Source organism: Pseudohalocynthiibacter aestuariivivens, from assembly GCF_018457175.1.
Lineage (GTDB): Bacteria > Pseudomonadota > Alphaproteobacteria > Rhodobacterales > Rhodobacteraceae > Pseudohalocynthiibacter > Pseudohalocynthiibacter aestuariivivens.
Genome location: NZ_JAGFNU010000001.1, coordinates 19,725 through 36,946, shown reverse-complemented (window position 1 = coordinate 36,946; position 17,222 = coordinate 19,725). Strand labels below are relative to the sequence as shown.

14 protein-coding genes, 1 tRNA gene and 1 pseudogene are annotated in these 17,222 nt (G+C 51.7%); 7 read left to right on the top strand and 9 right to left on the bottom strand.

All coding sequences use genetic code 11. The features are described from left to right. Positions 1 to 34 precede the first annotated feature (34 nt). The 4 genes from J4E70_RS00125 to J4E70_RS00110 all read right to left on the bottom strand — a co-directional run bounded on the left by J4E70_RS00125 (position 35) and on the right by J4E70_RS00110 (position 7,289). Entirely contained in the window at positions 35 to 634 is a 600-nt protein-coding gene (locus J4E70_RS00125; RefSeq protein WP_213887037.1) for a nitroreductase family protein, read from the bottom strand. A gap of 256 nt (positions 635 to 890) precedes the next feature. Then, positions 891 to 5,426, bottom strand: coding sequence for a glutamate synthase large subunit (gene gltB / locus J4E70_RS00120; protein WP_213887036.1), 4,536 nt, complete (start codon positions 5,424 to 5,426; stop codon positions 891 to 893). Beyond that, positions 5,423 to 5,848, bottom strand: coding sequence for a GFA family protein (locus J4E70_RS00115; protein ID WP_213887035.1), 426 nt, complete (start codon positions 5,846 to 5,848; stop codon positions 5,423 to 5,425). Before J4E70_RS00115 ends, gltB begins: the two co-directional genes overlap by 4 nt. Positions 5,849 to 5,855: 7 nt before the next feature. Further along, positions 5,856 to 7,289 carry an NAD(P)-dependent oxidoreductase gene (locus J4E70_RS00110; protein WP_213887034.1) on the bottom strand — a complete coding sequence of 478 codons (1,434 nt, stop codon included), beginning with the start codon at positions 7,287 to 7,289 and terminating at the stop codon, positions 5,856 to 5,858. Positions 7,290 to 7,534: 245 nt separating this feature from the next. On the opposite strand from J4E70_RS00110, the gene J4E70_RS00105 reads away from it, so the two are divergent. Then, the gene (locus tag J4E70_RS00105) at positions 7,535 to 8,338 is read left to right on the top strand and encodes an undecaprenyl-diphosphate phosphatase (RefSeq protein WP_213887033.1); all 804 of its coding nucleotides are present in this window, start codon (positions 7,535 to 7,537) and stop codon (positions 8,336 to 8,338) included. On the opposite strand, the gene J4E70_RS00100 is transcribed toward J4E70_RS00105, so the two are convergent. Then, entirely contained in the window at positions 8,335 to 9,318 is a 984-nt protein-coding gene (locus J4E70_RS00100) for a complex I NDUFA9 subunit family protein (RefSeq protein WP_213887032.1), read from the bottom strand. The genes J4E70_RS00105 and J4E70_RS00100 overlap by 4 nt on opposite strands. A 142-nt stretch (positions 9,319 to 9,460) precedes the next feature. Between J4E70_RS00100 and J4E70_RS00095 the strand changes: the two genes are divergently transcribed. The 6 genes from J4E70_RS00095 (at position 9,461) to J4E70_RS00070 (ending at position 13,976) form a co-directional block, all read left to right on the top strand. After that, a tRNA-Leu gene (locus J4E70_RS00095) sits at positions 9,461 to 9,546 on the top strand. 153 nt (positions 9,547 to 9,699) lie between these two features. Next, a complete protein-coding gene (locus tag J4E70_RS00090) occupies positions 9,700 to 10,902 on the top strand; it encodes a tyrosine-type recombinase/integrase (RefSeq protein ID WP_281414267.1) in 1,203 nt (400 codons plus the stop codon). Between the two features lie 97 nt (positions 10,903 to 10,999). Then, complete coding sequence (locus J4E70_RS00085; RefSeq protein WP_213887030.1) at positions 11,000 to 11,200, top strand: helix-turn-helix transcriptional regulator; 201 nt, start codon at positions 11,000 to 11,002, stop codon at positions 11,198 to 11,200. A 204-nt stretch (positions 11,201 to 11,404) separates the two neighbouring features. Next, entirely contained in the window at positions 11,405 to 12,469 is a 1,065-nt protein-coding gene (locus tag J4E70_RS00080) for a quaternary amine ABC transporter ATP-binding protein (protein ID WP_213887029.1), read from the top strand. Between the two features lie 48 nt (positions 12,470 to 12,517). Further along, positions 12,518 to 13,588: a GlxA family transcriptional regulator gene (locus J4E70_RS00075; RefSeq protein WP_213887028.1), complete on the top strand. Its 1,071-nt coding sequence runs from the start codon at positions 12,518 to 12,520 to the stop codon at positions 13,586 to 13,588. A 13-nt stretch (positions 13,589 to 13,601) separates the two neighbouring features. Next, positions 13,602 to 13,976, top strand: coding sequence for a RidA family protein (locus J4E70_RS00070; RefSeq protein ID WP_213887027.1), 375 nt, complete (start codon positions 13,602 to 13,604; stop codon positions 13,974 to 13,976). Positions 13,977 to 14,403: 427 nt separating this feature from the next. On the opposite strand, the gene J4E70_RS00065 is transcribed toward J4E70_RS00070, so the two are convergent. From J4E70_RS00065 to J4E70_RS00055, 4 genes and pseudogenes are all read right to left on the bottom strand, one after another. Next, positions 14,404 to 14,655 carry a transposase gene (locus J4E70_RS00065; protein ID WP_246531547.1) on the bottom strand — a complete coding sequence of 84 codons (252 nt, stop codon included), beginning with the start codon at positions 14,653 to 14,655 and terminating at the stop codon, positions 14,404 to 14,406. Between the two features lie 147 nt (positions 14,656 to 14,802). After that, a pseudogene (locus J4E70_RS19660) lies at positions 14,803 to 14,895 on the bottom strand (transposase); the annotation flags it as partial. A gap of 349 nt (positions 14,896 to 15,244) precedes the next feature. Continuing rightward, complete coding sequence (locus J4E70_RS00060) at positions 15,245 to 15,943, bottom strand: ABC transporter ATP-binding protein (protein WP_343229433.1); 699 nt, start codon at positions 15,941 to 15,943, stop codon at positions 15,245 to 15,247. Beyond that, positions 15,924 to 17,111: a KpsE/RkpR family capsule polysaccharide export protein gene (locus J4E70_RS00055; RefSeq protein ID WP_213887026.1), complete on the bottom strand. Its 1,188-nt coding sequence runs from the start codon at positions 17,109 to 17,111 to the stop codon at positions 15,924 to 15,926. Before J4E70_RS00055 ends, J4E70_RS00060 begins: the two co-directional genes overlap by 20 nt. Positions 17,112 to 17,222 lie beyond the last annotated feature (111 nt).

Below are 17,222 nucleotides of genomic sequence, written 5' to 3'. Positions count from 1 at the left end.
AAATGTAGAAGGTTCTGATCAAAAAGAGCTATGATCACGCCTCTCCTTTTAGGAACGATCCGGCAAACGCTATTTCATCCAAAGAAAACCGTTGGCTGGGTTGCTCACGTTCTTGCAATTCAATCGGCAAGTTTGACCGGTCCGCGCGGGTTCCAACCGCTACGGCAATTTCGACTTTGTATTGTTTGGGTACTGAGAGCGCCTTTCTGACCGCTTCAAAATTAATTCCTGCCATAGCGTGCGCCTGATAACCCAGCAAAGTTGTCTGGAGCGCGAGCTGTGCCCAAGCAGCACCCGCATCAAAACTGTTTGTCCGGGAAACTTTTGCCACGCGGTCCCCGTCTCCGGGCATAACAGTATCAGACAAAACAAATACCAAAGCAGAGGCATGTTGGGCCCAACTCCTGTTGAAGTCGTCAAGCAAGCTCAGAAAACGCTGCCAGTGTGCATCGCCTCGGTGTGCGTAAACAAATCGCCAAGGTTGTACATTGAACGCAGACGGCGCCCATCGCGCGGCTTCTAGTATCGTTAATAAATCGTGTTCAGGCATCGGGGTTGCGTCATACGCTCTTGGTGACCACCGCTCCAGAAAGATCGTGTTTACGGGATTTTCTGATATGCGTTCCATTTTCATTTCATTCTCCTTCGTATGTGCTACAGCTTTGCGCCGCATTTCAAGTGTCTTCTTGCAAAGTATCTTTATATCAAGTTATTAGATGTCGAGGTAATTAGCCTGTTTTAAAAATAAATCAAGATCAAATTTGCATTGTCAGGAAAAAATTTGGCACCTGCAGGCTTGATTTCGGTGCCAATCTGCAAGCTCACAAAAAACTCCCGGCAATAAATTCATTGCCGGGAGTTATGTCTCACTAACCTTAAACGAGCTTAGTTCACGCGCGTGCGGCACCCACTTCGACACCTAGTGGGGCTGGCAGATGCACTAGCATCTCCTTCGGGCAAACCTGCAGGAAATTGTCACGCTCCAGATCCCAGTGTTGCAGAATGTCTTCGGCCTTTCGGCTACCTGTTTCTTCGTAGTGGCGTTCTATCAAGCCTTTCAGTTCTGCCTCCCAATGGGCAACTGTCACGGGACACGTCACAAGCGTTTCCACGTTCATCAGCGCATCGACGCTGCCATCAGGATCATAAAGATAGGCCATCCCGCCGGTCATGCCCGCACCAAAGTTAGCGCCAATTGACCCGAGGATCACAGCAACCCCGCCTGTCATGTATTCGCAGCCGTTTGATCCGCAGCCTTCGATCACAACTTTTGCGCCAGAGTTCCGCACAGCAAACCGTTCACCCGCACGACCTGCGGCAAACAGATACCCGTCTGTTGCACCATAAAGCACCGTGTTGCCGATGATCGTGTTCTCCGATGCAACCAATGGTGACGCCATCGGTGGACGGACGACAATCATACCACCTGAAAGCCCCTTGCCAACGTAGTCGTTGGCGTCGCCCGACACTTCGATCTTAAGGCCCGGAGCTGCAAATGCGCCCAGTGCCTGACCTGCAGAACCGGTTAATTTGACTGTAAGGTGGTCGGGTTGCAAACTGTTACGCATCCCGAACTTCGAAACGATATGGCTGCTGACACGCGTTCCAACGGAACGCAGCGTGTTTTGCACCGCATAGGATAGTTGCATCTTTTCGCCGTCGTTCAGGAACCGCGCCGCGTCTTTCACGATTTCGGAATCGAGCGTGTCCGGCACCTCGTTGCGAGGCTTGTCCCGGTCATAGGTGATCTGATCCGCCCCATCGACGGTAATTAGCAACGGGTTCAGGTCAAGATCATCAAGGTGGGCAGAGCCACGTGAAACCTGCGTTAGCAAATCCGCCCGACCGATCACATCATCGATAGACCGTGCACCAATGCTCGCCAATAGCTCCCGAACCTCGGTTGCGTAGAAGGTGATCAGGTTCACAACTTTATCGGCACTGCCGGTAAATTTTGCCCGCAGGTTTTCGTCTTGGGTGCAAACCCCAACGGGGCAGGTGTTGCTTTGACACTGGCGCACCATAATACAGCCCATCGCAATCAGCGCGGCGGTGCCGATACCGTATTCTTCGGCCCCAAGCATTGCTGCCATTACAATGTCGCGTCCTGTGCGAAGCCCACCATCGGTACGCAATGTCACCCGCTCGCGCAGGTTGTTCATGCTGAGCACCTGATGCGCCTCGGTCAGACCCATTTCCCATGGTAGGCCTGCATATTTAATAGATGTCGCTGGTGACGCCCCTGTACCACCATTGTGGCCGGAGATCAGGATGATATCGGCCTTCGCCTTAGCCACCCCGGCCGCAATGGTACCTACGCCCGAAGACGCCACCAGTTTTACCGTCACTTTGCAGCGCGGATTAATTTGCTTCAGATCATAAATGAGCTGAGCAAGATCTTCGATTGAATAGATGTCATGATGCGGCGGAGGGGAGATCAGCGTCACCCCCTTGGTCGAATGCCGCAACCGCGCTATCAGGTCAGTCACCTTCATGCCGGGCAACTGACCGCCTTCGCCGGGTTTAGCGCCCTGTGCGACCTTGATTTCCAACTCTTCGCATTGGTTCAGATATTCCGCCGTCACACCAAACCTGCCCGATGCGACCTGTTTAATTTTCGCGGACGGGTTGTCACCATTTGGTTCCGGCACAAAATGCGCCGGGTCTTCACCACCCTCACCGCTATCTGACTTGGCTCCGATCCGGTTCATTGCCACGTTCAGTGTCTTATGTGCCTCTGGGCTCAGGGCGCCCAGCGACATGCCCGGTGTCACAAACCGTTTGCGGATCGAGGTGATGCTTTCCACCTCTTCAATCGGCACAGGTTTGCCCAAAGGTTTAATATCCAGAAGGTCACGCAGGTGAATTGGCGGGTTGCTCCGCATCCTGGCAGAATACTGCTTCCACATCTCGTAAGACGCGCGCGTACAGGCCGCCTGCAGCATATGCATTGACTGCGCTTCCCACGCGTGTGTTTCGCCGGAATGACGCGCCTTGTAAAAGCCACCAATCGGCAGAACATCACTGCCCCCAAGCCAACCAAGCTGATGCACATCTGTCAGTTTTTTCTGGATCCCGCTGACACCAATGCCTGAAATTCGGCTAATCATGCCCGGGAAATACTCGGCACACATTGCGCGCGACAGACCGACTGCCTCAAAATTAAGACCGCCACGATAGCTGGAAATCACCGAAATCCCCATCTTTGCCATGATCTTTAGAAGCCCCTGATCAATCGCGGCGCGGTAGCGTGCCACAGCTTCTGTCAGGGTTCCTTCCAAAAGGCCGCGCTCTATACGGTCAGCCAGCGAATCCTCGGCCAGATAAGCGTTTACCGTTGTCGCACCACAACCAATCAGAACCGCGAAATAATGCGCGTCAATACATTCGGCTGAGCGCACATTGATGGACGTAAACGTGCGCAAACCTTTGCGTGTCAGCCAGCTATGCACAGCACTTGTTGCCAGGATCATTGGCATGGCAACGCGGTCTTCACTCTGATGCTGATCTGTCAGCACGATGTGCCCGGCACCCGAACGTACGGCATCTTCAGCCTCTGCGCGTATGTTTTCCAGCGCTCGCCGCAAAGCGTCGGAATCCTGCCCGGCCGGGAAGGTGCAATCAATTTCGGTCATTGCAGCGTTGAATTCGCCCTTCATGAGCTCGAACTGCGCGTTCCCAACAAATGGGCTTTCCAAAACCAAAATTTCCGTCTGACTGCTGTCTTCGTCCAGCACGTTCTTGAGGTTGCCAAACCTTGTCTTAAGGCTCATCACCCGGAATTCGCGCAAACTGTCAATCGGCGGGTTCGTGACCTGACTAAAGTTCTGGCGAAAGAAGTGGCTCAAAGGGCGATACTTCTTGCTCAGAACAGCCGAGGGTGTGTCATCCCCCATGCTCGCCAGCGCTTCTTTGCCATCCTCAGCCATTGGTGCCAGAATTTGTTCCAGCTCTTCAATGCTGTAGCCCGCTGCAATCTGGCGTTTACGCAACTCTGGACCACTGAAAACCGATGTTTCGGTGATCTGAGAGAGCGTTTCTTCCATATCGACGATCTTGCCAACCCATTCACCAAACGGCTGGTTCGAGGCAAGCTTGTCCTTCAGTTCTTTGTCGCGATACAGGCGTCCTTCGGCCATATCGACAGCGATCATTTGTCCAGGTCCCAGCGCGCCTTTGTGTACAACGGTCGCTTCGTCAATCGGCACCATTCCGGCCTCAGATCCGGCAATCAGCAGCCCATCACCCGTTACGACGTATCGCATTGGCCGCAGGCCATTCCGGTCAAGCCCGGCGCATACCCAGCGCCCGTCTGTCATGGCAAGAGCAGCTGGGCCATCCCAGGGCTCCATCACAGAGTTGCAATAGGAATACATATCGCGCCATGGCTGCGGTAACTCCACCGCCTGCTTGGACCAGCTTTCCGGGATCAGCATTGTTTTTGCCATTGGCGCAGATCGTCCAGCGCGCACCAAAACCTCGAATACACCGTCAAGTGCTGCAGAATCCGATGCCCCTTGCGCAACGATTGGCTTGATATCTTCTGCACGATCACCAAAAGACGCACTCGCCATCCTTATTTCATGGCTTTTCATCCAATTCATATTGCCCTTCAGCGTGTTGATCTCGCCGTTGTGTGCAAGCATCCGGAACGGTTGAGCCAACCACCACTGCGGGAAGGTATTTGTCGAATAACGCTGGTGATAGATTGCAAAGGCGGATTTGAACCTTGGATCCATAAGATCAGGGTAAAAAACCGCAACCTGCTCTGCCAGCATCATACCTTTGTAAATGATCGACCGGCAGCTTAGAGATGCTATGTATAGGCCAGAGACCTGAGCAGCGATTGCCGCCTTTTCAATCCGGCGGCGAATTACGTAGAGTTCACGTTCGTAGGTGTCTTCGTCGACACCCTTTGAATTGGAAATCAGGATTTGTTCAATTTCTGGTCGGGTCGCGTTTGCTTTTTCACCAAGGCAGGTCACATCGACCGGAACGTGCCGCCAGCCGTAGATAGAATAGCCCAAACGCAAAACTTCGGTCTCAACAATTGTGCGGCATTTTTCCTGTGCGCCAAAATCTGTGCGCGGCAAAAAAACCTGCCCGACAGCAACCAGTTCTTCCTGACGCGGCTCGTGCCCCGTGCGTTTGATCTGGTCATAGAAAAACGGAACCGGAATTTGAACATGGATGCCAGCGCCGTCGCCGGTTTTTCCGTCAGCGTCGACAGCACCCCGGTGCCAGATTGCACGAAGGGCGGCAATACCTGCGTCAACCACACCGCGACTGGGTTTACCGTCAACAGAAACCACCAGACCTACACCGCAGGATGAATGCTCCTCGGTTGGGTTATAGAGCCCGTTTTCCGCTAGATAGGCTCTTTTCTCTTCTTCGGCAGCGACCCAGCTTGCATCATATTTGGTCATTCTTTGGCTCCTTCCGGGAAGGAGGCGAACATTGCCTCTACTTCCGCCTTGGTTTTCAGTTCGTGTTCCCCGGCAAAGGAATAGCCAGCCGGTTTTACGTCGATGTAAATCTCTTTCGTCAGCTCCAAGCCACCAGCGTCATCAACCAAACCAGCTGCGATGGAATAGTGGTCGTGTCCAGGTAGCGTCAGACGGTACCAAAGCGTTGAGCCGCAGGTGTCACACCACGCACGTTCTGCCCAATCAGAAGAAGCAAAAGATTTGACCGGCCCCTCATACGTCAGGCTTCCAGGTTTGGCATCAATCTCAACAAACGCCGATCCGGTCCAACGCCGGCACATTTCACAGTGACAGGCGTGTAACTCTGGTTGTTTGGGCTCAAAGGAAAGGCGAACCGCACCACAAAGACAATGACCCTGCATATCGACCCTATTCCGCCGCTACTTGCGCTGGCTGTGCCAGAAAATTCAAAATACTGTCTGCGGCTTCGCATCCATCGCGAATTGCCCAGACGACAAGACTCGCGCCACGTACGATATCGCCCACTGCGTAGACACCGGGCAGCTCCGTTGAGTGAGTGCGAAAATCAGCCCGGATGGTACCCCAACGGGTAACCGTCAGCGCCTCTTCGTTCCAGAGTTTAGGCAGGTCTTCTGGTTCAAACCCCAGTGCCTTGATCACAAGATCAGCTTTCTCGATATAATCTTCACCCTCGATCAACTCGGGGCTTTGCCGTCCGGTTGCATCGGGCGCGCCAAGGCGCATTTTCTGTATCATCACGCCGTCCACCGGATCGCCAGTGAATCCTTTGGGTGCTGATAGCCAGACGAATTCAACGCCTTCTTCTTCTGCATTCTTAACTTCGCGTTGTGATCCCGGCATATTCGCGCGGTCGCGACGGTACAGACATTTAACACTGGTCGCGCCTTGGCGAACTGCGGTGCGTACGCAATCCATCGCAGTGTCTCCGCCACCGATAACAACAACCCGCTTACCGGCTGCATTCAACTCGCCGCTTTCAAATTCTGGGACATCATCGCCAAAACTGACTTTGTTGCTTGCCGTCAAGTAATCGACCGCATTTACGAGGCCTTCAGCACCGCTCCCCGGGGCTTGCAAATCTCTTGTTTTATAGACGCCTGTCGCGATCAGAACCGCGTCATGTTTGCCCCGGATCGCGTCGAATGAGATGTCTTCGCCAACTGTGGTATTCAGTACAAATTCAACGCCCGCTTGTTCCAGTTGCTCAATGCGTTGCATGACAACGGGTTTTTCCAGTTTGAAGCTTGGGATTCCATAGGTCAGCAGCCCGCCTGCGCGATCATAGCGGTCATAAACCGTGACCTGCACACCTTGGCGGCGCAGATGATCCGCCGCAGCAAGACCACCGGGACCCGCGCCGATGATACCAACGCTTTGATCGTATTCCTGCGCGGGAACGATCGGCTTTACCCAACCCTTTTCCCACGCCGTATCTGTAATATATTTTTCAACGGCACCAATCGTTACAGTCCCGTGGCCGGATTGCTCAATAACGCAATTTCCCTCACAAAGCCGGTCTTGTGGGCAGATGCGACCACAGATTTCCGGGAAGGTATTCGTTGCCTGGCTAATTTCATACGCTTCCTGCAACCGGCCTTCGGCGGTCAACCGCAGCCAATCGGGTATATTGTTGTGTAGCGGACAATGACTTTGGCAATAAGGCACACCGCACTGGCTGCACCGGCTTGCTTGTTCCTGTGCTTTTGCATCTGCAAATTCTGCGTAAATCTCGTGAAAATCTTTGTTCCTGAGACCAGCGTCACGTTTAGCAGGCATATCCCGCTCCACATCGACAAATTTAAGCATCTGATTTTTGGTCATCACAATCCCCGCGAAACGCTGACTCGGCCCTTTTAGCGGCTGAGTAAAATAAATAAAAGTCATTATTACTGACCTATATAAATGTTTTCTTGCTCATATTTTGGAAATTTTCGCTCTCATGGCTGATTCTTGCGCAAATCAGCACTGTATCTTTTGTATTTAGGGAATAGTAGCTGACATAAAAACACCCTTCCTATTCAAGAACCTTTGGTTAGGTTGAGGCTCGAATCAATTGAGGCGCACGCATGTCTTTGTTCCATCTCTTTTTGGTGGCTGTTATTCAGGGAATTACCGAGTTTTTACCTGTTTCTTCCTCCGGCCATCTTATTTTGCTACCTAAACTGACTGGATTGCAGGATCAGGGACAAACAATCGATGTCGCGGTACATGTTGGAACGCTTGCAGCCGTCGTGATTTATTTTTGGCGCGACGTAGTGATGGGGTTTTCGGGAATTCCCGGACTGATGCGCGGCAAAGTGGATACGCCCGGCGCTCAACTAGCCTTCTTGCTAGTTATCGCAACATTACCTGTAATTCTGTTTGGCTTGATATTGAAGCTAACCGGGCTTTCGGATGCCATGCGCTCTGTCACGGTCATAGGTTGGACAATGTTGGGTTTCGGCCTAGTTCTTTACTGGGTCGATCAACGTAGCCCATCCGGGAAAACATCTCAGGAATGGTCCCTCAAAGACGCCATCATAATGGGGTTATGGCAGGCTATTGCACTTATCCCGGGTACGTCACGATCTGGCGCGACAATCACAGGTGCCCGTGCTTTGGGATACGGGCGCGAACACGCCGCGAAACTAGCGATGCTTATGTCTATACCGACGATTATCGCATCTGGCGTGCTTTTGGGTGCCGAAGTTGTAGCGAACGCCGACGCTGCAATGGCACGCGATGGTGCCATTGCAGCTGTCTTCGCGTTTATCTCTGCGCTTTTCGCGCTATCCCTGATGATGCGATTGTTGCGCAGCGTCAGCTTTACGCCCTACGTGATTTACCGCGTTGCGCTAGGTCTGATCTTGCTGGGAATCGCTTACAGCTAGGTCCGCAAATTCTTTGCTGACTCCTTGATCGCTTCATACTGGCCAGACGGGCGGAACCGCCACAAGTAATCTGGTAGCACAGCCTCTAACGCTGTTGGCTGGATGCCGAGATCGGAAAAGCCTTTGGACCCTTCAGAGACAACATTGTCCCTGCGAAGATTCTTCAATTGGTCGCGGGTAAGGATACCGTTTGATATCAAGCCAAGCGTAACGCCCTGAATTGCGTCAAACACAGTTGCTATGATTGTCCCGACGAAGAAGGGTTTGTTGATCACAAGGCGACGACGGTGAATAACCCCCAGCATTTGATCAATCAGCGCATGCAGCGTATTCACATCGGGACCACCAAGTTCGTAAACGCCCGGTTCCACCTCGCCCAGAACACCTTTGACGGCCGCCTGTGCAACATCGTCAACATAAACCGGCTGAAACTTTGTATTTCCACCGATAAGCGGCAGAACAGGCCCAAAGCGTGTCATTGCGGCGAAACGGTTAAAGAACTGATCCTCTTGACCAAAAATGACGGACGGACGCAAGATCATTGCGTTAGGGAAGTATTGCAAAACACCCTCTTCGCCCAGCGCCTTGGATTTACTGTAGTCACTGTCGCTTTCTTTGTCCGCGCCAATGGCTGACAGATGCACCAGCGCCTCAACACCTTCTTCGGCAGCGATACGGGCGATACGCTCTGCACCTTCGTGCTGAACTGCGTCAAATTTGTTGCGGCCAAGTTCATTCAGAATGCCAACACAATTTACAACTGCATCTGCGCCCTTCATCACAAGCCGAACAGAAGCGTCATCACGAATATTGCAGAACACCGGTTCGACCTGCCCGACGACTCCATAGGGTTTCACGTGCATCGCTTCATTTGGACGCCGTACTGCCACACGCACACGCCACCCTTCCTTTGCCATACGTCTGGCAATGTAGCGCCCGACGAAACCTGAACCGCCGTATATAGTGACTAGTTTTGACATGGGTCTTCTCCGCGTCTGAATCTCTTGTCTTCAATATCTTTCCGGACCGATATGGACAACCCGCTATCGCGTCGCAGGAATTAGAGACGAATCCCGTTGACAGTTTAAACGCCTGCCTTTACATCGCGACGTCACGACACCTGCCCAGGTGGCGGAATGGTAGACGCGCTAGCTTCAGGTGCTAGTGTCCGTATGGACGTGGAGGTTCGAGTCCTCTTCTGGGCACCAATTCTTCTGAACATAGCTGCTTATAACACCTCAAAAACATTGATTTTTTGGGGCTTTTATGAATATGATCTGAACATAGTCGAACACTCCTAACCACCCATACCCCAACCAAACTGGGGTACAGTTTGGGGGTATCGAAGACTTCTTTCGGAGATGATACCCCAATTGGCCCTTACAGACCTGAAAATCAAAAAGTCGAAAGCAAAAGACAAACCATACAAGATGTACGATTCGCTTGGACTCTACGTGCTGGTTAAACCAAATGGTTCAAAGCTCTGGCGCCAAAAATACAAGCTTATGGGTAAAGAGCGTTTGATTGCGCATGGGACATATCCATCCGTTTCGCTAAAGGACGCACGAAGTAAACGCGACGCAATACGCGAACATCTCGCTGACGGAATTGACCCTGCCGTCAAAAAACGTCTCGATCAGATCAATGCTGAAACCCAGGCTCGCACGACCTTCCTTTTGGTGGCTGAAGAGTATCTTCAGATGGCCTATGATCGGGAATTGGCCGATGCAACCATGCGCAAGAAAGTCTGGCATATCCAAACACTCGCCGAACCGCTCCATCACCGTCCTGTCAACGAAATCTCCTCCGCTGAGATTCTCCATCTCTTGAAAGGCATTGAACTCAGCGGGCGACGGGAAACCGCCAAGAAGCTGCGCGGGACCCTGTCCGGCGTATTTCGTTTGGCCGTAGTAACCTTGCGTGCCGATAACGATCCCACCTACGCGATAAAGGGTGCGCTGTTGCCGGTGAAAGTCACGAATCGGGCCGCAATCACCGACGAAACTACCTTCGGACAGTTTCTCCGTGATTTGGATGAGTATTCCGGAGCTGACGTAATTAAAGACGCCATCCTGTTCCAAATCCTGACGATGACACGGCCAGGAGAGGCCCGCGGAGCCAAGCAACAAGAAATTGACCTAAGTAAACACACCTGGAGTATTCCAGCAGATCGAACGAAGATGCGCCGAGATCACATAATCCCATTGTCGGAGCAGGCGCTGCGACTGGTCGAAAAGAACTGGATTGACGTGGACGGCGTCGAGCTGATCTTTCCGTCGCTGAACTCCAACAGAAAATGGCTTTCCGAGAACGCTTTCAACTCAGCCATTCGCAGAATTGGATACGCGAAGGAGGAAGTGACCGCCCACGGATTTCGGTCTACCGCCAGCACCATTCTTAACAATCGTGGATTTGACGGTGATGTGATTGAAGCTGCGCTTGCACATCAGGACAAGAACGCTATTCGCCGAACATATAACCGCGCCACGTACTGGGATCAGCGTGTACAGCTTATGACCGACTGGGCGGATTTGGTCGATCAATTCAAGAAAGACACAACCTAGTTCTCGCCATAGAGCATTTCTGCTGCTAGCCTTATCCCGCCTGGGTATTGTCGTAACCTTGGGCATCGCGATGCTCTTCAGAGATGGAGATATCGTGATGAGGATACTTTCAAAACCCCAGCTGAAGGAGTTGGTTCTTTATTCACCGCAACACGTCGCACGTCTGGAAAAGGCCGGTCAATTCCCCAAGCGGGTACAGCTTGGCCCGAACAGAGTGGGATGGGTAGAGGATGAAGTTCTGGACTGGCTTCAGCACCGGCTGGAGCGCCGAGACGACCTGACCGACACTCCTGAATAGGAGCGGGTGACCAGATGTGCACATTTCTGGTCACCCATTTATAAATCGTTTGCGAGTAAAACCTCGCCATAGGAGGCTCTCTTCCAGGGTTTGTGATAAAGATCGGCCCAAACTTTGGATGGCATCCGTGATCCTTGTATGCCGTCAATCACCCGGGTCAGTTCTCAACGCAAATCAACACCATAAGAGCCAGTGAGGACCAAGATGAGCGCACAGGAAAAAGCCCCGCAAATTCAAATACGCGGCCTTTATAAAATCTTCGGTGCCAAGCCGAATGAGGTTCTGCCTTACGTGAAGGCAGGTATGGGAAAGCCCGAATTGTTGACCGAACATGGCCATGTGCTGGGACTGCAAGACATCAACGTGGATATGCAGGATGGCGAGATCACGGTCGTCATGGGCCTGTCGGGTTCGGGTAAATCCACGCTCGTTCGGCACCTGAATCGGCTGATCGATCCGACCGATGGAGAAATTCTGGTGAATGGTCAGGATGTCATGAAGATGTCGCGCGACGAGTTGCGCCATCTTCGGCAAATGGACATGTCGATGGTGTTCCAGAAATTCGCGCTTCTGCCGCATCGTACAGTGCAGCAAAATGCTGCCATGTCGCTGCATACACGCAGAGAACCGAAAGAGAAGCAGGAAAGCGAAGCGCGCCGCTGGTTGGCACGTGTCGGCCTGGAGGGAGTCGAAGACCACTATCCTTACCAACTGTCAGGCGGCATGCAGCAACGCGTGGGCATTGCTCGGGCGCTGACCTCGAACAGCGACATCATGTTGATGGACGAGGCGTTTTCCGCACTCGATCCGCTGATCCGTACCGACATGCAGGACTTGTTACTTGAGCTTCAAACCGAGCTTCACAAAACCATCGTTTTTATCACACATGACTTAGACGAAGCTCTCAAGCTCGCCGATCATCTGGTTATTCTGAAGGATGGCGAGGTGGTCCAGCAGGGTGAACCCCAGGAAATCCTGCTCAACCCGTCAGATCCCTATATCGAGGATTTCGTCAGCGACATCAACCGTGCCCGCGTGCTACGGGTGCGTTCGGTTATGCAGGAACTGAGCGGAAAAAAGGGTTTTTCCGGTGATGTTGATCCGACCGACAATCTGGAAAGCCTGATCGCGCGCTCCGGCGGCGATACCTCGCACAAGTTCCGGGTTGTCGAACACGATCAGGCCATCGGCGAGATCGATATGCGCGACCTTGTAAAAGCTCTGGTTCCGCGAACATCTAGCGGCGACAGGGTTTCGGCGCAATTCTGATCGATTTCAGGATGCATGGGCAAAGTGATGAATGGCAGAGGGAGTGGCGTGATTTGGACCCTGGAGAAACAAGAATGCATCGATGCGGCAGGCGAAAACAATTTCGTCCCTTCAGGGATTGCGTTTTTCCCACTCAATACAGTCGCGCAAACCCGGAATTTCCATTTTCTTCTTCTGCCACGCTTCACAATGCTGGCGTTCAGCGCGGCAATCGAACCACTGCGTATTGCCAATCAACTGACCGGGAAGTGCCTTTACCGCTGGCATTTGATGTCAGAGGATGGGGCGGCGGTGCAGTGCTCGAACGGAATATCATTACCCGCGGACAGCGCGATTGGCCCGTTGACACGAAACGATACCCTCTTGGTATGCTCGGGCCTGAATGGCTACTCGGCAGCCAGAAGCAGGAGTCTGGATGCAATCCGCCGTCACATACGCCAGGGAGGATCGGTGGGGGGTATTTGTACCGGCGCCTATTCCCTTGCTAGAGTGGGTATTTTATCCGGCAAACGTGTCACCCTGCATTGGGAAAACCTTCAGGCTTTTGTCGAGCAGTACCCGTACCTTGAAGTCTCGGGTCAGTTATTTGAGATTGACGGTCTGGTCATCACCTGCGGTGGGGGGGTCTCGTCAGTCGATATGATGCTCGCCCTGATAGCGACAGACCACGGGACGGATCTAGCCAATATGGTTGCAGATATGTGCGTATTGGGAATGCAACGCAATAATGACACAGGACAACGCAAATCGATTGCAGCAGTCATCAATACGCGCAACCCGAGCCTGATCGAAGCCGTGCGGATCATGAACGACAAACTGGAAGACAAGGTACCGCTTTGCGATATTGCCCTTCAGGTCAATCTTTCGAATCGTCAGTTAGAACGCCTGTTCAATCGCTATCTGGGTACAAGCCCCGCCAAATACTATAAAAACATCAGGCTCGATTTTGGCCGTTCCCTGGTTTGCGGGACCGAACTGGCCATGAGTGAAATCGCCTTCGCCTGTGGTTTCCGAAGCACGACGAATTTTACCAAGAACTATCGAGATAGATTTGGGGAAAACCCGTGCAACCGCGGTTCTACCGCACGATACCACCGTCCAGATACCGCGAAACCGTAAAGGAAAAAAGATCATGCGAACCATCCAAACCGACAAAGCGCCGCAAGCCATTGGTCCCTATTGCCAGGGAATGGTTAGCGGAAATATGTTTTTCAGCTCCGGGCAAATTCCTTTGGCACCAAACGGGGAAAAGGTCTCTGGTGGAATTGAGGAACAAACCCGCCAAGTCTTTGCTAACCTGCGCGCAGTTTTGAACGAAGCGGGCGTCGGATTGGACAAGGTGATCAAAGCGACTGTTTTCGTAACGGATCTGGCCGATTTTTCTAGCCTTAATTCCATCTTCGCCCAAGAATTTGGGAACCACAAACCGGCACGCTCAACCGTACAGGTTGCTCGTTTGCCAATGGATGTTGAGGTGGAAATCGAGGTTATTGCACTCATCGATTAAGTAGCTGGTGCAGGAAACACGATCATTTACGACGAGCTGAACCCTGGTTTGTCAGACAGGTCAAGGTTCTCTATTGGGCATTTGCCTCCTGAACTAGTGACGATGAAACCGGTTTCGTGTGCAGAATACCACATACCTTGATTAATCTCTTTGTCAGCAAAGAGTTATTGGTTGGGCGCAGCATCGGTATCAACCACGATCTCTGAGAAGTGCGCGACGTTCTTTGCTCGAAAGTGAACGATCGCTTTCTTCCGGATGTGCGCGTAGGGATTGCATGCAGTTCTTTAGCCACCCTAGCTTTCAACCTCCAGTCCAATCAGGTTTACGCTCTTTCATAAACCACATTGGCCCTTCGTCCACATCAGTCGCTAAACATGCGTCCGCCCGTACCAGAAACCTTGCAAAAAAGTGGCCCATAGATATGGGGCTAGGACACTATCTGAACAGGCACAAAATCCATACCATCCAAGTTCGGCAGAACCAATTTGCCCTGACGCGCCATCCGACGCCAATCAGATACCGTGCTGGGGATCAGCTCGTATCGCTTGGCAACAGCATTAACAGTCTCGCCTTCAATCAACGTCTCCGCCACAATCCGCGCCTTCAGCGCCAAAGGCCAATTCCGTTTACCATCCCGCCGTCTCGGAACCCGTGCCAGAAACTCGCTTGTAGCTCCCATCGAGAAACTCCCTTCATATCATGAAAAGCCTGAATCGCAGATTAGGGACTAAGCGGATAGGATGGGGCCGGAACAACGCTTACGCATTTATAGTATGCGTGGCTGAAGAAGTTTCCAGCAAAACCGAACAACCCGCCTGACGATGAACAGGCTGCTGAGACCGGACGGCTCCATACCGCCGTGCTTCGATTTAAATTTGTAGAGCGTGCCCTGGCTGATGCCGTGCAGCCTGCACAAATCTGGAGGAGATTCAGGGGCTCCGGTCAATTTTTTTTGCGCATGCAGTGCGATTAATGAAGCGAAATAATCTCGTGACGAGTTTAGGGTGTAGGGTGTAGGAAACGACGGGCTACGGCAATGATAACAGCATCATAAGGAAACACTTTGTTTCAAAGAGAGCAATATTATTCTTACTTGTACCTCTATATAGGTTGGCTCATGATTGAGTTAGCTATTCCTCAGAACCGTAACCAACTCGGTGTTCCAGCAATCTTGGCAGAGCTTGTAATATTGCTATGGCTCGCATTATTGTACGTGTGAACTGTGTAGATAAGTACGGGCTATCGGGGCACTTCCTTACCAAATCACCCTATTTTGTCCCATTGGCGCCAGCCATCATACGCTCGTAAATTTTGATGCCTTCATTCACATCGTCGAAATACCGCACTTCCCCTTTTTCAAGGATCGCAGCGACGCTGCAGAATTTACGTATGGTTTCCGGAGAGTGAGAGACCATAATCACATCGGATCCGGACAATCTGTTCTCGAATACTTTTTGGCATTTGCGTTTGAATTCCATGTCTCCGACAGCAGTAATCTCGTCGACCAAATAATAGTCAAAGGTGATGCCCATGGAGACACCGAAGGCAAGACGGGCCTTCATCCCGGAAGAATAGGTACTTACTGGCATTTTGAGGAAAGGCCCAAGTTCTGCAAATTCTTCGACGTAGGCAACCAGTTCGTCTGTATCGACGCCATAGATCCTGGCAACAAAGCGCGTATTCTGAATGCCAGTCAACGCAGGGTGAAACCCGCCTGCGAAGCCCAGTGGCCAGGATATTCGCCCTTTCCTTAAAATTTCTCCTCGGTCGGGAGCAAGTGACCCGCTGATCAATTTGAGTAGTGTAGATTTGCCTGCGCCGTTGCGCCCGAGCAATCCAAGGCTATGACCCTTTTCAAGTGTTAGCGACAGATTGCTTACTATTGTGCGCTTTTCACCTTTTAGCTGGTAGAACTTCGTCACATTTCGAAACTGGATCATCGTTATGCTACCGTCGATCTCGGACATTGTAACCAATCAAGATTACGACCGCCCAGATAGCGAACAGAAACGCCGTGACCAGAAACCCAAGAACCAACCGCTGCGGGTATTGAGGTTCTTCAGAGATTGTCGGTGGAACGTGAACCGCCAGGTAACGGCTTTGGCGACGCGCCTCGGCCTTTGCCTGTTCATAGGCCGCTAACGCGGAAACATAGGCTGCTTGCGAAAATTCAAGATCAACCAATAGTTCTTCGTATTCGCCTATGACATCAGACAAGGGGCGTTGTTCAGCACCTGAGCCATCTTCGCTGATGTTTGATTTTTCTTGATCAATCTGATGTTGAATTGCTTCAATTCTTCGTTGGCCCCGAACCCTGCGTGGATCGCTTGCTTCGGTATATGTTTCCAGAATCTCATACTCCACCAACGCTTCGGCCAATTGAATTTCCAACGCGGACAGAAGCCCAAGCTGGCTCACTGCGCCAGCTTCGGGGTCAATAATCTGGTTAACGTTACGAAACTCGCGAATTTTAAGGCGTATGTTTTTCAACCGGTTTTCTGCTGTTTCCAAATCTTCCCGGGCAAATTTTGTGGTGTCGTTTCGGGCGATTAGTGACAGATCATTGATGAGCTTGGCGCTTTCTTCCAAAATCGCTTTTGCAATTCGTTGAGCGTCATCCGGATCAAATGCGCGTGTTTCTACCTCAATCAGACCTGTCGTGCTGCCGATGGATACTGAAACCATCCAGCTCCAATACCATGTTAAATCTTCAATCGATTTATTTTGGCGTAGAGAAAAAACAAAGTCCTGTGGCACACGATTGTAAATCTTTTCCAGTTCCAGTTCTTCATTCAGTTTTTCAATCAAAGGTTGGCTTTGGATGAATTCAAAAAGTATGTCGCTGTCCGACGCAGAAGACGTTCCAACCTGCGTAAACGTGCCCAGGATATCAAGCGGATTTGATGCTTCTTCAGACCGTACAGAAAATGCGGTAGTTGAGTGGTATTGATCTGCCGAGTAAGCTGCGATGTAGACGTTCGCAGCTGTGCTGGGGAACAAAAACAACAGTAGAAAACTAAGAAAAACAATATGGTGCCGAATCTTCATTCGTGCCCAAGGGACTGAAGCGGGAGGCTCGATTTTCCCTGTCCCGTTTGGTACAGTTTCTAGAACCGCAGTTTTCTGATCGAGCATTCAGGAACACCTTCAATATGCGTTTGTTTGTCTAGTATCTCCGACAAATCTTTCCCCGAATTGTTGCACAATCTAACCGCGAATGCCATAAGATAGCAAGCAACTGTTCAT

Bases quoted from the DNA above. Each gene is read 5' to 3' on its own strand.
- J4E70_RS00100 (WP_213887032.1), bottom strand. From the start codon at position 9,318: ATGTCAAAACTAGTCACTATATACGGCGGTTCAGGTTTCGTCGGGCGC.
- J4E70_RS00125 (WP_213887037.1), bottom strand. From the start codon at position 634: ATGAAAATGGAACGCATATCAGAAAATCCCGTAAACACGATCTTTCTG.
- J4E70_RS00090 (WP_281414267.1), top strand. From the start codon at position 9,700: ATGATACCCCAATTGGCCCTTACAGACCTGAAAATCAAAAAGTCGAAA.
- J4E70_RS00065 (WP_246531547.1), bottom strand. From the start codon at position 14,655: ATGGGAGCTACAAGCGAGTTTCTGGCACGGGTTCCGAGACGGCGGGAT.
- J4E70_RS00105 (WP_213887033.1), top strand. From the start codon at position 7,535: ATGTCTTTGTTCCATCTCTTTTTGGTGGCTGTTATTCAGGGAATTACC.
- J4E70_RS00110 (WP_213887034.1), bottom strand. From the start codon at position 7,289: ATGACCAAAAATCAGATGCTTAAATTTGTCGATGTGGAGCGGGATATG.
- J4E70_RS00055 (WP_213887026.1), bottom strand. From the start codon at position 17,111: ATGCTCGATCAGAAAACTGCGGTTCTAGAAACTGTACCAAACGGGACA.
- gltB (WP_213887036.1), bottom strand. From the start codon at position 5,426: ATGACCAAATATGATGCAAGCTGGGTCGCTGCCGAAGAAGAGAAAAGA.
- J4E70_RS00080 (WP_213887029.1), top strand. From the start codon at position 11,405: ATGAGCGCACAGGAAAAAGCCCCGCAAATTCAAATACGCGGCCTTTAT.
- J4E70_RS00070 (WP_213887027.1), top strand. From the start codon at position 13,602: ATGCGAACCATCCAAACCGACAAAGCGCCGCAAGCCATTGGTCCCTAT.
- J4E70_RS00115 (WP_213887035.1), bottom strand. From the start codon at position 5,848: ATGCAGGGTCATTGTCTTTGTGGTGCGGTTCGCCTTTCCTTTGAGCCC.
- J4E70_RS00060 (WP_343229433.1), bottom strand. From the start codon at position 15,943: ATGTCCGAGATCGACGGTAGCATAACGATGATCCAGTTTCGAAATGTG.
- J4E70_RS00085 (WP_213887030.1), top strand. From the start codon at position 11,000: ATGAGGATACTTTCAAAACCCCAGCTGAAGGAGTTGGTTCTTTATTCA.